Origin of the sequence: Flavobacterium tiangeerense (assembly GCF_007830355.1) — a bacterium.
GTDB classification, from domain to species: Bacteria; Bacteroidota; Bacteroidia; order Flavobacteriales; family Flavobacteriaceae; genus Flavobacterium; species Flavobacterium tiangeerense.
Genome location: NZ_VLKO01000009.1, coordinates 91647 through 106833 on the forward strand (window position 1 = coordinate 91647; position 15187 = coordinate 106833).

Genomic DNA, 15187 nt, shown 5'->3' on the forward strand with positions numbered 1-15187 from the left:
CAATTGTAAAAAGGGTGACAAAATGGCGTAAGCGTTAATTATGATACAAAATGTTAAAATTGTGAAACATAATTTCAAAAATGCATAGTATCTTTGTGTAAGTATTAATTCATTAAATGTATCAAAATGAAAAAAATTATTTTAGTGTGCGCTATAGCCGTTTTGATGTTTGCTTGCAAGTCAACATCAGCTACGAGTACCAAAACAGATAGAAAATCGCAAGTTGCCATCAAAGGAGACTGGGTTATTAGCTCAGTAACATATCCAGGATCTCAATATGTAAAAGTAAATAGCTTTCAGTTGGCTGACTCGGAATGTTTTGTAGGTAGTTCCTGGAAATTTGTATCAAACAATAACAAAGGAACTATGGCTTTGACCAAAGCAAATTGTGTTGCATTTAGTTCTCCAATTACTTGGTTTGTAAACAATGAAGGTCAGTTTGTTTTAAAAGTTTTAGACGCTGGCGAAAAAGCAAGAAAAGTGAGAGATGGTTATATTTTAGGTCTTGCTAATCAAACTGAAACTTCGTTTCAACTAGTAGACAAAATAGATGTAGCAGGAAAAATGACTGATGTAATATATCAGTTTCAAAAAACTAACTAAAAAATAAGATAACATGAAAAAGATTTCAGTAGTTGCTATAGCAACAATAATGGTTATAGGTTCAATTTTTACAAGCTGTGAGGCTGTGAAAAACACAAACAAAACTCAAAGAGGAGCAGGAATAGGTGCTGTTGCAGGTGCTGTTCTAGGTGGAGTTCTAGGTAACAATTTAGGAAAAGGTGGTAATGGTGCTATGGGTGCTGTACTAGGAGGAGTTATTGGTGGTGTTGCAGGTGGCGCTATTGGTAATAAAATGGACAAACAAGCACGAGAAATTGATGCTGTTCTTCCAGGTGCTGAGGTAGTACGTGTAGGAGAAGGAATTAAATTGGTTTTGAATGAAAATGCAGTACGTTTTGATACGAACAAATCTACTTTGACTGCTGCTGCAAAAACTAATCTAGATAAATTAGTTCCTGTTTTTGGAGAATATCCAGATACGAACATTACTATCTACGGATACACTGACAGTACAGGTCCAGCAGATTATAACTTGAAACTTTCAGGGGATAGAGCTGCGGCGGTACGTAATTACTTGTCAAGCAAAGGAGTTTCTTCTGCTAGATTTAAAGTAACAGGTATGGGTATTGCTGATCCTATTGCTTCTAATGAAACTAATGAAGGTAGAAGCCAAAACCGTCGTGTAGAGTTTGCTATTACGGCTAACGAAAAAATGATAAAAGATGCTGAAGCTGAAGTGAAAAAATAAGCTTAAAGTACTTTAAAAAACAAGAGCTGTTTCTTTTTAGAAGCAGCTTTTTTTGTGCTTAAAATTGATTTAAAGATTGTAAATTTGCACTTTAATTTTTGATGATGCTAGAAATAAAAAATATACACTTTTCTTATAGTGACAAGCCTGTAATAACAGATATTAATTTTACTATTGAGAAAGGGCAAAACATTGCTATTATTGGGGAAAGTGGTTGCGGAAAAAGTACCTTACTCAAACTGATTTATGGTTTACTGGATCTCAATAGTGGGTCAATTAGTTACAACGAAAAACCAATACTGGGTCCTAAATACAACTTGATTCCTGGCGTTGCTTATATTAAATACCTGGCTCAAGATTTTGATTTAATGCCCTACACTACCGTAGAGGAAAATGTGGGGAAATTTTTGTCGAGCGCTTTTTTACCTCTAAAAAAACTCCGAATTCAAGAGCTACTCGAAATGGTAGAGATGACGGATTTTGCCAAAGTAAAAGCCAAAGATTTAAGTGGTGGACAACAACAACGGGTAGCCTTAGCCAAAGCTTTGGCCCTCGAGCCAGAAATTTTATTGCTAGACGAGCCCTTCAGCCATATTGATAATTTCAGAAAGAATGCTTTAAGACGCAACTTGTTTGCCTATTTAAAGAAAAAAGGAATTACTTGTATCATAGCCACACATGATAGTGTGGATTCCTTGTCATTTGCAGATGAAACTATTGTGTTGCAGCAAGGACAAGTAGTGATCAAAGGTGCTTCAAGAGCTTTGTATGAACTTCCGGCAAATAAATATGTAGCGTCTCTTTTTGGTGAAGTCAATGAGTTTATGCTGTCACAAATTATAGACATTGACCCCGCTGATGACGAATATTTATTGTTGTATCCGCACCAATTAAAAGTTGTAGACAATGCAAAAATGACAGCGGTTGTCAAGCAATGCTATTTTAGAGGCGGTCATTTTTTAGTTAAAGCTGCTTTTGACAGAAGAGCCATTTTCTTTGAGCATGACACGGAATTAGACTTTAATCAAGAAGTCAACTTGATGTTAGCGTAAAGCTAAATTTTTTTCCTTTTGATATAAAAAAACAATCCCCGAAACCAGATTTGATTTCGGGGATTTTTGTGTTTAAAAACTGGGCTTGATCAAGCTGCGTTTAGTTTTTCAAATATTTTTCTAAAAACTGATCTTGTTCCCAAAGCAGGTGCAAAATATTTTCTTTGGCTGCATAACCATGACTTTCTTTTGGTAAAATCACCATTCGAGCTGGAGCTCCAAGTCCTTTCAGAGCTTGAAAGTAGCGTTCGGTTTGCAAAGTAAACGTTCCCGGATTGTTATCCGCTTCACCGTGTACCAACAACATTGGTGTTTTCATTTTTCCAGCATTCATAAACGGAGACATCGCTGTGTATACTTCTGGACTTTCCCAGTAGTTGCGTTGCTCACTCTGAAAACCAAAAGGAGTTAATGTTCTATTGTAAGCACCACTACGTGCAATTCCACATGCAAAAAGATTAGAATGTGTTAGTAAATTAGCTGTCATAAAAGCTCCGTATGAATGTCCGCCTACAGCTACTTTTTTACGGTTAATGTATCCTAAAGCATCAACTGCATTAATAGCAGCCTCGGCATTATCTACTAGTTGTGTGATAAAATTATCATTTGGCTCCGTAGTTCCTTCACCAATAATTGGGAAAGCAGCATCATCCAGTACCACATAACCTTTGGTTACCCAGTACACAAACGAACCGTAATTTGGAAAAGTGAATTCATTCGGGTTCTGCGTGCTTTGACCCGCTGAATTTTTGTCTTTGTATTCTGCTGGATACGCCCAAATCAACAATGGCATTTTTTCTTTTTTAACCTTGTCATATCCTACAGGTAAATATAAGGTTCCAGATAATTGAACACCATCTTTACGAGTGTATTTAATCACTTCTTTATTAACGTTTTTAATGCTTTCAAAAGGATTTTGGAAAGTGGTGATAGGTGTTAGTTTATTTTTTTGCTTGATGTTTCTCAAGTAATAGTTTGGATATTCGTTTTTAGACTGAATTTGTACCAAAACCGTACCTTCTTTTAAGTTTTCAATTTCTAGAATATCTTCTTTTTTGTCCGTGTACGATGAGGTGTATAGTCTCTTAGTTTGCAATGTTTTTAAATCCATTTCACTAATAAAAGGGAATTGTCCGTTCTTAGTAAAACCAGCACCTATTAAAAAAGTTTTGTTGTTTTCTATAGCCAGTACATATCTGTTGAATTCGTTTTTGCGAGTTTCAAAATTTCCAGGATCTGCATACACATCTTGAGAATTTCGGTCAAAAATTACTTTAGGAGCTTGTTCAGGAGCTGCAGGATTGATGAGGTATGTTTTAGTATTACGAGTGTCGTACCATTCATCCATCAGTACCGCTACATTTTCAGTACCCCACATGATGCCGCTAAAACGTTGTGGTGTTTTTACAAGCGTATTTGCAGGAGAGGTGAAAGGTGCGTTCCATAGCAGTACTTCATCTCTAAAATCAACTTTGTTCGCTGGGTCACCACCATCAAGTGCTTCTACATAAACTAGTGTAGCAGGTTTATCTGCTCTCCAGCTCATGTTGCGTTTTCCTTTTCTGACAGCCATAAAACCTTTCGGGATAATTTCGGTTAAGGGTACTTCATTAACTGTTTTTACTTCGTTGCCGTCTTTGTCATACACCACTGATTTTGATGGGAAACGACTCAAAGGAACTATGTGAGAAAACGGTTTTTGAATAGTTGTTAGCATCAAGTAATTTCCATCAGGGGAGAAACTTTCACCCGCGTACATAGCTGCCTTTTTAAATAGAGTAGCTGTACCATCTAAATTAATTTTGTACAATTCGGATGTCATAATGTTCTCAAAATTGATCTCATCATTCATATTTTTCAACATGTCAGGATAGGTTCTGTTTTGAGATTTAGATCCATCAGCGTTAGAAATAATTGGTCCGGTAGGCAAATCTTTTTTAGAATCTAGCAAAGCTGCTCTATTTTTAGGAAGCATTTTTACAAGAAGTGTATTGTTATCTTTCATCCATACAAACGGACTTCCAATATTGGCGTTTAAGGTAGCCTCACTTACTTTTTTGGCTGTAGCCAATGCCACATCGATAGTCCATAACTCAACACCAGTTGCGGCAGTATGCGTAAATGCAATTTTTGAATCATTAGGTGACCAAGAAATATTACTGATACGTGGGTTTTGAGGAAGACCAGCAACTTGTACTTCATTTTGATCCTTTACTTTTCTAATTTTTAAGTTGTTCACATAGGTAACCGTACTTGAAATATTTGTAGTAGGATTGATACGTAAACCTCCTAGTCTAAGTTCATCTTGATTTAAATCGTCAAGGGACTTATAGGTATTTCGATAAGATAATAAAAGGTATTCTTTTTTAGTATCCATTGACACTGATGGAGCTCTTTCATAATCAGCAAGAGTCAAGATAGATGGAGATGGTTTTTGGTAGGTTACGTTTTCCTGTGCAAAAGTCTGTAAACTCATGCCAAGGAAAAGGAGTAAGGACATTTTTAATTTCATAATTTTAATGATTTTAAATTAGCTTGAATAGTATCTATTTTTAGTCTGCTTAACTGCATTGTTGTTACATTTGTTGTGTTAAACTTTACAAGAATCTTCTTTTTTAATAGATACTGTCAATTTAAATTTCATTTATGATAATTGAGTTGACGGTTTGCAAGGCCTCAAAATGCTTAAAACTTGTAATTTGCTAAAAAAGTGGTATTTTAGTACCCTGAATTTTAGAGTTAGTTCTAAATTTGCAATCTGATTTTAATAAAACAATAATTATATGTATCATTCAAGAATAGCAGGATTGGGTTATTATGTACCCGAAAACGTGGTTACAAATGACGATTTATCTAAGATTATCGATACCAATGATGAATGGATTCAAGAGCGTACCGGTATAGAAGAGAGACGCCACATCATAAAAGGAGAAGATACGACTACATCTATGGGTGTAAAGGCTGCTGAAATAGCTATTGAACGTGCTGGTGTTGCCAAGGAAGATATTGATTTTGTAGTTTTTGCAACGTTGAGTCCTGATTTTTATTTCCCTGGTCCAGGAGTTCTAGTACAGCGTGATTTAGGATTAAAAACAGTTGGTGCTCTTGATGTTCGTAATCAATGTTCGGGTTTTATATATGCTTTATCTGTTGCAGATCAATATATTAAAACAGGAATGTATAAAAACATTTTGGTAATTGGTTCAGAGGTACATTCTACTGGATTAGACATGACTACGCGTGGTCGTGGCGTTTCGGTAATTTTTGGAGATGGAGCTGGTGCCGCTGTATTAAGTAGAGAGGAAGATTTGACCAAAGGTATTTTGTCTACACATTTACACTCCGAAGGGCAACATGCTGAGGAGTTAATTGTAAAAGCACCAGGAATGGGAGGACGCTGGGTAACAGATATTTTAGCAGATAATGATCCAGACGACGAAAGTTATTTCCCTTACATGAACGGACAGTTTGTGTTTAAAAATGCTGTAGTTCGTTTTAGCGAAGTGATTAATGAAGGATTGCAAGCGAATAACTTGCAAGTTTCTGATATTGATATGTTGATTCCTCATCAAGCAAATTTGAGAATCTCTCAATTCATTCAAAAGAAATTTGATCTTACGGATGACCAAGTGTACAACAACATTCAAAAATATGGTAACACAACCGCAGCTTCTATTCCAATCGCTTTAACTGAAGCTTGGGAAAAAGGTAAAATAAAATCAGGAGATACCGTTGTTTTAGCTGCTTTTGGCAGTGGTTTTACTTGGGGAAGTGCTATTATAAAATGGTAAATAAACCCTGTATTTATAAGGTAAATGCATAATAAAGTAAAAAGTCTGTACAAATTTGTACAGACTTTTTTTTTGGAAAATAAAAGCTATTTTTATACTCCCGTTATTTCAAATACTAAACCTCTTTAATTATGGCAAACCGCAGAAATTTTTTAAAAACAACAGCGCTCGCCTCAGCAGCTTTTGCTTTGCAAGCCTTCAAGGGTAAAGCGGAAACAGAAAATATAGCAGAACCCAAGAAAATCAACAAACCAATTGTGCTTTCAACTTGGAATTTCGGTATGCAAGCGAATGTGGCTGCTTGGGATGTTTTAAAAAATAATGGGAAAGCGCTGGATGCTGTTGAGGCTGGCGTGAAAATTCCCGAAGCTGATCCAAAAGAGCGAAGCGTAGGTTATGGCGGAAGACCAGATCGCGATGGCCGAGTGACGCTTGATGCTTGTATCATGGATGAAAATGCTAATATTGGATCTGTGGCGTGTTTAGAGTTTATAAAGCATCCCATTTCTGTGGCACGAGCAGTAATGGAAAAAACACCTCACGTAATGCTGGTAGGAGATGGTGCCCTTCAATTTGCTGTTTCGCAAGGGTTTGTCAAGGAAAATTTACTAGTAGCTGACTCAGAACGGGAGTGGAAAGAATGGCTAAAAACCAGTGATTACAAACCTATTGCTAATATTGAAAATCACGATACCATTGGCATGATTGCCCTTGACGCCAATGGAGATTTGTCTGGAGCATGTACTACAAGTGGCATGGCGTTTAAAATGCATGGACGTTTAGGAGATTCGCCCATCATAGGTGCAGGTCTCTACGTAGATAACGAAATTGGTGCTGCCACTGCTACAGGTCATGGGGAAGAAGTAATACGAATTACAGGTTGTCACTTGGTGGTAGAACTCATGCGACAAGGGAAATCTCCACAAAAAGCATGTGAAGAGGCGGTCATGCGCATTGTAAATTTAACCCAAAAAAGAAATAAAAATCTAAAAGACATTCAAGTTGGTTTTATAGCCTTGAACAAAAAAGGGGAGTACGGATCATATTGTATTCAAGGTGGTTTTAATTATGCGGTACATGATGCAACAGGAAATCGCTTGATTGATGCTTCTTATTTTTTGAAATAATAAATCTTAATGAAAATAAAAAATTCGGAGTGGCATGCTCCGAATTTTTTGGGTAACAAACTATTAAAACTAATTTTTTAGAATTGGAAAAGCATTTTCGAATTCAAAAAAAAATTAGACAATTGAGTTGATAAAATAGGCAACTGACTCATACTGTTTTTTATATGCTATCAAAATTTAAAATTTTGTAACACTATTTTTTTCTAGAACAGACCTCCACCTTGTTTGGTATTGTCCTCTCTTTGTTTGCGCTGCAGGTTTTTAGTTTTACCTCCGCCAAAAGCATAATTGAAACCTACAAATACGGATTGACTTTCCCATCTAAATTGACCTCTTTGTGGATACGGATTTTCACCCTCAAAACCTGCTTTCATGGTGTTGAAAATATCATTGAATCGGATGCTTAATGTAGCCTTGTCTTTCAAGAAAGAGTAGCGTCCACCAGCGTCAATTTTGTACATTTCTTTGTTGTTAAATTGAACACCATCAACTCCAGATCTATAAAAACCAAATAATAGAAAACGTAGACTTTTACTAGCTTTGAAATTACTATTAAAACGAGCATTAAATGCTGCTGCGGCAACTTCTTTGGTAACCAAATCGAATGAGTTTGTAGTAGTGTTTATTTGAGATACAAGTCCTTTCTGGTTGATGTTTGAGTAATCTATTGCAGGTTGAATATCCCACCAACTATTAATTTTATAATTCATAGAAACTTCAAATCCATAGGCAGTGTTGTTGTCAAAGTTGTCAAAACTTAAAATTTGTTGGTCTTGATTTTGAGGATCTGGATAAATGATTCGGTTGATTTCGTTTTGAATGCTTCTTACAAACAATCCGGTGGTTAAAGATCCCTTTGAAAGTGTCTTTGTGTAATTAAATTCTATTGAGTTTGTAAATTGTGGGTCCAATTCTGGATTTCCTATAGAGGTTAATCTAGGCGAGCTAAATTCTCTCAGGGGTTTTGTTTGATCTATTCCAGGTCTGTCTACACGTCTGCTAAAACTAATTTGGAGTTGGTTTTTTTCAGATGGTGAGTACGTCATAGACGCTGATGGATATACTGTAAAATAATCATCTTTGTAAGCAACGGTGCCGTTTAGCACTGCTTTTACATGATAGCTTTCAAAACGTGCACCCAATTGGTAGCCAATTTTTTTGAATTTTTGTCCATAGGTCGCATAAGCCGAATAAATGTCTAAATCATACGTGTAATTTGAATTTGTCAAAGCAGCGTTGTTTGTAGCATAATCGTTATCGGTACGTAAATTTCTGCTTTCTGCACCAAGCTCTAATTTTGTTTTTTCGTCAAGCGGATTCGTGTAATCGAGATTTACGATGGTGTTAATTCTTTTTTCGCCAAGCGAATCATCGTAAGCGCTACTTGGGATGCTAGGATTGGTATACGTGGTGCGAAAACGTGCTATTTGATCTTCAGAGAAAATACTGTGATTTACTTCTAAATCAAGTGTTTCTCCCTCTTTACTTGTTAGGTGTTTTAGCGCAACATTATACGTCCCATCGGTATTGTCAGTGAGGTAGTTCGAGTTTAATCCAATATTTTGAGAAGCGTTAGGATTAACGACACTAATATCAATTATACCATCACTCTTAAAAATATTTTGATTGGTATAAGCAGACAAGGTGTTTTTATCGTTGATGTAATAATCCATTCCAAATTTCACAAGATGTGACTTGTTATCATTCTTTATATCAAAAATTTGATTCGAATTATCATCTAATCGTGATATCATGCCTTCATTAAATCGGATCCCAAAATTATCCCCATAAGTAGAGAAAAAATTCACTTTTCCTGTTCTGTAGTTCATGTTCAGAGTGTTGGAAATCTTTGGAGTTTGGGCAAATGTTAATCCAGAATTGATGCTGGCATTAAGGCCGTCATTAGCATTTTTATGTAAAACAATATTGATAATCCCAGACATTCCCTCAGGATTGTATTTTGCACTTGGGTTTGTAATCAGTTCAATTTTTTTGATAGAGGCTGATGGGATTTGTTTTAATAATTGCGAAGCCTCAATGTTACTGGGTCTGCCGTCAACTAAAACACGTACATTTTCATTTCCTCTCAAGGAAATTTTACCATCTTGATCTACATTTACAGAGGGGATGTTACTCATAATCTCTGATGCGGTGGCTCCTGCGGTAGTCAAATCTTTACCCACATTAATCACTTTTCGATCTATTTTTTGTTCAATGGTTGAGCGTTCTGCTATAATTTCTACTCCTTTTAGTTGTATAGCGTCTTCTTCTAGAATTATGGTATTGAGATTGGCCGATTTTTGATCTATAGAAAGTACAACTGGTTTAGAAACAGTTTTATATCCCATAAATTGAATTTCAACGGTATACTTTTTTAGCGGTAAATTTTTAATGCTAAAAAGTCCTTTCTCTGAGGTAATTTCGCCGGTTAGCACTTTACCGTCTTCTTTTATAACTACATTTACATATCCAAGCGGTTCATTAGTTTGCTTGTCGATTATTTTTCCAGTGATTAGTCCAGAGTTTTCAAGTGGCGAGGTTTTACTTGAAGTTTGTGCTTGTACAGTAAACAGCGTTACCATAAAGCAGATAATTGATAGTTTCAATTTCATGATTAATTTGATTTGATTGATTTGATTGATGAGGCAAATGTATTCTTTTAAATAATACTATGTTAAGCACAATACTATTTTATGTATTATTTAACATTTAATTAATATTTGGAACACAGTAACCAAGATAATAGACTGTTTTGAAGTATAATTGTTACATTAATTTCTATGTAATTTTGATTTGTTTTGTGTTTTTTATGTATCAGTCAGATTGTGAGTTGTAAATTATGTTGGTATCCAATTTTCAATTTCCTTGATTATGACTATATTTGCTGTCTCAAAAAAAATATAAAATGACTTTACCACAAGTTCTTATACCCGCAATAGAAAACGCAATAAAAACCTTGTTTGACGTGACCATTGAAAAGGTGGAGTTTCAAACCACTCGTAAAGAGTTTGAGGGAGATATTACCATGGTTATTTTTCCATTGTTGAAACTAGTAAAGAGTAATCCTGTAGAATTAGGAAATAAAATTGGAAATTATTTAGTCGAAAACCTAGCTGAAGTAAGTCGTTTCAATGTAGTTTCGGGTTTCTTGAATATTGTAATTGCGGATCAATATTACTTAAACCTATTTGCAGGTATAAAAGACAATGCTACTTATGGTTTTGTGACGCCTTCGGCAAATGATAAAGCCGTTATGGTTGAGTATTCCTCTCCAAATACCAATAAACCTTTGCATTTAGGACACGTTCGTAATAATTTGCTAGGATATTCAGTAGCTGAAATCATCAAGGCTTCAGGTAAAAAAGTATATAAAACACAAATCATTAATGATAGAGGTATTCATATTTGTAAGTCCATGTTGGCTTGGCAAAAATTTGGTGACAATCAAACTCCTAAAACTTCAGGCTTAAAAGGAGATAAATTAGTTGGTAACTTTTATGTGGCATTTGATAAGGCCTACAAAGAGGAAATTAATCAATTAATGCAAGAAGGGAAAACAGAAGAAGAAGCTAAAAAACAAGCTCCGATTATTCTTGAAGCCCAAGAAATGCTCCAAAAATGGGAAGCTGGAGATGCTGAAGTGAAAGCATTGTGGGCCAAAATGAACCAATGGGTTTACGATGGTTTTGCCATTACATATAAGAATCTAGGAGTTGATTTTGACAAGTATTATTACGAAAGCGATACGTATTTACTAGGGAAAGATGTAGTCCAAATTGGGTTAGAAAAAGGAATTTTCGAAAAAGATCCTGACGGTTCTGTTTGGATTGACTTAACTGACGAAGGTCTTGATCGTAAAATTGTGTTGCGTTCAGATGGTACGGCTGTGTATATGACTCAGGATATTGGTACGGCAATTCAACGTGTGAAAGACATGCAAGATGTTGGCGGAATGGTATATACTGTAGGAAATGAGCAAGATTACCATTTTAAAGTATTGTTTTTGATTCTGAAAAAATTAGGTTTTGATTGGGCAAAAAACTTATACCACTTGTCATACGGAATGGTTGATTTACCATCAGGAAAGATGAAATCTCGTGAAGGAACTGTTGTAGATGCCGATGATTTAATGCAAGAAATGACCGCTACGGCTCAAAAAATAGCAGAGGATTTAGGAAAATTAGAAGCGTATTCACCTGAAGAAAAAGCTAATTTATACAGCACAATCGGTTTAGGAGCATTGAAATATTATATTTTGAAAGTAGATCCTAAGAAGCGAATCCTTTTTAATCCAGAAGAGTCTGTTGATTTTGCTGGAAACACAGGTCCGTTCATACAATATACCTATGCACGTATTCAATCTATAATTCGCAAAGCAAATTTTGATTACTCAAATAATGCACAAATAGATATTTTACATGAAAAAGAGAAAGAATTGGTCAAACAATTGGAACTTTTTCCTGAAGTAATTCAAAATGCAGCCCAGCATCACAGTCCGGCGCTTTTGGCAAATTTTACTTATGATTTAGTTCGTGAGTACAATTCGTTTTACCAAGCAGTGCCTATTTTAGGGGAAGAGGATTTAGAAAAGAAAAAATTCAGAGTACAACTGTCTAAAAAAGTAGCCGAGGTTATTGCGGCATCATTTAAGTTACTGGGAATTAATGTTCCTGACAGAATGTAAATTTAAAACTTTAGATCAAAAAAATCCGAATCAGTTAAGATTCGGATTTTTTTTTTGGGCGAAAGCCAATTTTTTAAATAGTTTTTGCAAACCTAAATGTATTGTAAACGATGCATTATATTTTTTTTAAGATTTAATTACAAAGGAATCTATGATAGCATCAATTTCTGCTTGACTTGCAGTAGGTTTTAGATCAAATAGAAGGGAAAAAAGAGACTTCTTTTCTACTTTTTTGTGCAAGTTGATGTCTTTTTTTGAGGCATAAACGCTATTCCATTTATTTCTAATTTTGAGCCAGATGTCCTCGTTTTTCTTCCACCAGTTTTGGGCCACTTTACAGTTAGCATCAGGAACTTTAGTATAGACATCAAAACCTTTTTCTTGAGCCAATAAGATGTCTTTTTGATTTAAATTCCGAATCAATTTGTCGTTATCTTGTTCATGAACCCAGCCCGTTGCCGTTATTTCATGTATGTTTCTTCTTTTTAATACATTGTAGTCATCTCTTTTTGTATACTCTCTTCTAGGGAGAGGTGCGTCTGTGGTATTTTTCCAATAGTGACTTCCATCAACATGAACCCAACTAGATGAGCCTTCATATCTAGGACTGTCGTCTACCTGATATACTTTTTGTGTCCATTGTCCTTTTACATTTTTTGCAGGTGTTGCGCTGTGTTTCCAAGTCAAATCTTTTTGAAAGTTAAGAAAATCGGTGTTTTCAAATAGCCAGTCTTGTCTCCAGTGTTTTACAATGTCATTTTCATTAGAACCTACTATTAATAAATGTTGCATGCTTATTTTTTTAGATGAGTCTTCAATAAGCTGAACCCATTCTAATGCTTTTTCATGTTTTGTTTCAGAAGGTTTATAGGTTAATGAATCTTTGGGATAATTAAAAGTCTCAGCAAAGTTGAATTGAACTTCATAGCAACCGCACATAGACTTGATGGCTGCGATGTCATTTTGTCTAGCATCTGTTTGACTGTTGCTTAATAAGCTTGTAGTTAATGCAATGGAGGTAATGAAAACTTTTGATCTCATATAAATACTTTTTAAGGATTAAATAATTTCGACAAAAATACTATATTTATTTAGAACAAATAAAAATAATATCTACATTTGCTGAAAAAAATCAAGAATGTTTCTAAATAGAATACTAAAAATAGGCTTTCCTTTACTCTCATTAGCGTGTTACTCTCAAGGTCAACAGTCAATTGATTCTTTAAAACAGGAACATTTAGATGAAGTTGTTGTAACAGCAACACGAACAAAAAGATTGATTGCTACTTTGCCACTTCCAACACATGTTATATCTGCGGCTACTATAGAAAAGGCCGGCGTGACACGATTAGATGAAATTTTAGCACAACAAACAGGACTTCATTTAACATCAGATTTTGGAGGAGTGGAAGGATTACAAATGCAAGGTCTTGATGCAGCATATATTTTAATTTTAATGGATGGGGTTCCTCTTGTAGGAAGGAGTGCAGGAACATTTGATTTGTCTCGAATAAGTGTGGGAAATATTGATCGAATAGAAATTGTAAAAGGAGCTTCTTCGTCTTTATATGGTTCTGAAGCTTTAGCGGGTGTAATTAACATTATTACTAAAAAGCCAACACGTAATAATGCTTCGGGAAATGGATCCTTTAGATACGCTAGTTGGAATACTAATGATGTAAATCTGAATTTTAATTGGAAAAAAGAAAAAATTTCGGCAACACTTTTTACCAATTATTTCTCCTCAAATGGCTATGATTTAGACCCAAATACGGAATTAAAAACAGTAGAGCCTTATCAAAACACCACTATACAACCCAGAGTGTTTTGGGATTTTTCAAAAAATGTAAAATTTACCTTTGGGACACGTTTTTACAATCAATTGCAAGAATATAAAACGATCATAAATGCCATTAATTATGCTGGTAATGCAACAATTTTAGAATGGGATTTACATTCAAAATTAGAACAAAAATGGGGTTCTAATGTACAAGTAGATTATGAATTGTATGCCACAAATTACAAAAATAATTCTTTCTTGAATAGTCCTGAAAATATACTTTTTGAACAAAATTATTACAATCAATGGTTGTATCGTCCAGAAATTAGAGCCTTGTTTAATTGGAAAAAAAATAAAATTATAGCAGGTGCGGGTTTTAATCATGAATCTTTAGATAGAACTTATTTTGCTACAAAAGTGGCTGTTCAATCTCAATATGTTTTTTCACAATTGGATTTTAATCCGACGGAGAAAGTCAATTTTTTGCTAGGAATTCGGTATGACAATAATAGCCAGTTTGCCTCTCAATGGAGCCCTAAATTTGCTGTAAATTACAAAGTCAATCCTAGTTTATCTTTCAAAACATCTATAGGTTATGGTTTTAAAGCGCCTGATTTTAGACAATTGTATTTTGATTTTACAAATTCCTCAGTAGGATATACCGTGCTGGGATATAATGTAGCAGAATCACAATTAAATGTTTTAGAAAAGCAAGGACAGCTGCTGAACAGGATACCTGGAATTAGTTTTGAAAATCCATTAGAACCAGAAAGTTCCGTAAATCTAAATTTGGGCAGCTTTTATCAAAAGGAAAAATTAAAAGTGGAGACCAATTTTTTTTACAATTCGATATCAAATCTCATCGATACAAGAGTTGCCGCACAAAAGAATAATGGACAAAACGTATTTAGTTACTTTAATGTTGACCAAATTTTTACCTATGGTCTAGAATTCAATTCTACTCATAAGTATTCTAAGCAATTTAATGTTTCTTTTGGTTATCAATACTTAATTGCTAAAGACGAGTCTGTTATCAAAGCTGTTGAGAAAGGCACAGTTTACGCCCGAGATCCTGTAACATTAGAATCTTTCCAAATTAAAAAAGCTGATTATTTTGGGTTATTCAATCGTTCGAAAAACACGGCAAATTTAAAGTTTTATTATGCTGTGCCAAAGTTAAAAACCGATTTCAATTTACAAGTTTTTTATAAAAGTAAGTATGGTTTATGGGATTCTAATAACAATCAAGTTTTAGATAAATATGATGACTTTGTAAATGCTTTTACAACGATCAATATTTCCGCTTCAAAAAAAATGCTACAAAAATTTACGCTACAAGCAGGTGTCAACAATCTTTTTGATTTTACAAATCCACAAGAAATTAGTACACTTTCGGGGCGTTTATTTTTTACAAGATTACAATTTAATTTTTAACACTTTT

10 protein-coding genes are annotated in these 15187 nt (G+C 34.7%); 7 read left to right on the forward strand and 3 right to left on the reverse strand.

Annotated elements, in window-relative coordinates:
• The first annotated feature begins 126 nt into the window (after positions 1–126).
• The 3 genes from IQ05_RS11675 (at position 127) to IQ05_RS11685 (ending at position 2364) form a co-directional block, all read left to right on the forward strand.
• Positions 127–603: a lipocalin family protein gene (locus tag IQ05_RS11675; protein ID WP_144893162.1), complete on the forward strand. Its 477-nt coding sequence runs from the start codon at positions 127–129 to the stop codon at positions 601–603.
• Between the two features lie 13 nt (positions 604–616).
• Positions 617–1312 (forward strand): OmpA family protein, encoded by a 696-nt coding sequence (locus tag IQ05_RS11680; RefSeq protein ID WP_144893164.1) that lies wholly within the window; start codon positions 617–619, stop codon positions 1310–1312.
• A 104-nt stretch (positions 1313–1416) separates the two neighbouring features.
• Entirely contained in the window at positions 1417–2364 is a 948-nt protein-coding gene (locus IQ05_RS11685) for an ABC transporter ATP-binding protein (RefSeq protein WP_144893166.1), read from the forward strand.
• 100 nt (positions 2365–2464) lie between these two features.
• Here the strand turns inward: IQ05_RS11685 and IQ05_RS11690 are convergent, their stop codons facing one another.
• A complete protein-coding gene (locus IQ05_RS11690; RefSeq protein WP_144893168.1) occupies positions 2465–4876 on the reverse strand; it encodes an alpha/beta hydrolase family protein in 2412 nt (803 codons plus the stop codon).
• Positions 4877–5147: 271 nt separating this feature from the next.
• On the opposite strand from IQ05_RS11690, the gene IQ05_RS11695 reads away from it, so the two are divergent.
• Entirely contained in the window at positions 5148–6155 is a 1008-nt protein-coding gene (locus IQ05_RS11695) for a 3-oxoacyl-ACP synthase III family protein (protein WP_144893170.1), read from the forward strand.
• Between the two features lie 131 nt (positions 6156–6286).
• Positions 6287–7282, forward strand: a complete 996-nt coding sequence (locus IQ05_RS11700) for an isoaspartyl peptidase/L-asparaginase family protein (RefSeq protein WP_208653367.1) — start codon at positions 6287–6289, stop codon at positions 7280–7282.
• A 203-nt stretch (positions 7283–7485) separates the two neighbouring features.
• Here the strand turns inward: IQ05_RS11700 and IQ05_RS11705 are convergent, their stop codons facing one another.
• Positions 7486–9894 (reverse strand): TonB-dependent receptor domain-containing protein, encoded by a 2409-nt coding sequence (locus IQ05_RS11705; RefSeq protein WP_144893174.1) that lies wholly within the window; start codon positions 9892–9894, stop codon positions 7486–7488.
• A 293-nt stretch (positions 9895–10187) separates the two neighbouring features.
• Here IQ05_RS11705 and argS point away from each other — a divergent pair, with 293 nt between their 5' ends.
• The gene (argS, locus tag IQ05_RS11710) at positions 10188–11966 is read left to right on the forward strand and encodes an arginine--tRNA ligase (protein WP_144893176.1); all 1779 of its coding nucleotides are present in this window, start codon (positions 10188–10190) and stop codon (positions 11964–11966) included.
• Between the two features lie 126 nt (positions 11967–12092).
• Here argS and IQ05_RS11715 read toward each other — a convergent pair whose 3' ends face one another.
• Positions 12093–13007, reverse strand: a complete 915-nt coding sequence (locus IQ05_RS11715) for a DUF6607 family protein (protein ID WP_167496943.1) — start codon at positions 13005–13007, stop codon at positions 12093–12095.
• 97 nt (positions 13008–13104) lie between these two features.
• Here IQ05_RS11715 and IQ05_RS11720 point away from each other — a divergent pair, with 97 nt between their 5' ends.
• Positions 13105–15180: a TonB-dependent receptor plug domain-containing protein gene (locus IQ05_RS11720; protein ID WP_144893180.1), complete on the forward strand. Its 2076-nt coding sequence runs from the start codon at positions 13105–13107 to the stop codon at positions 15178–15180.
• Positions 15181–15187: the final 7 nt, after the last annotated feature.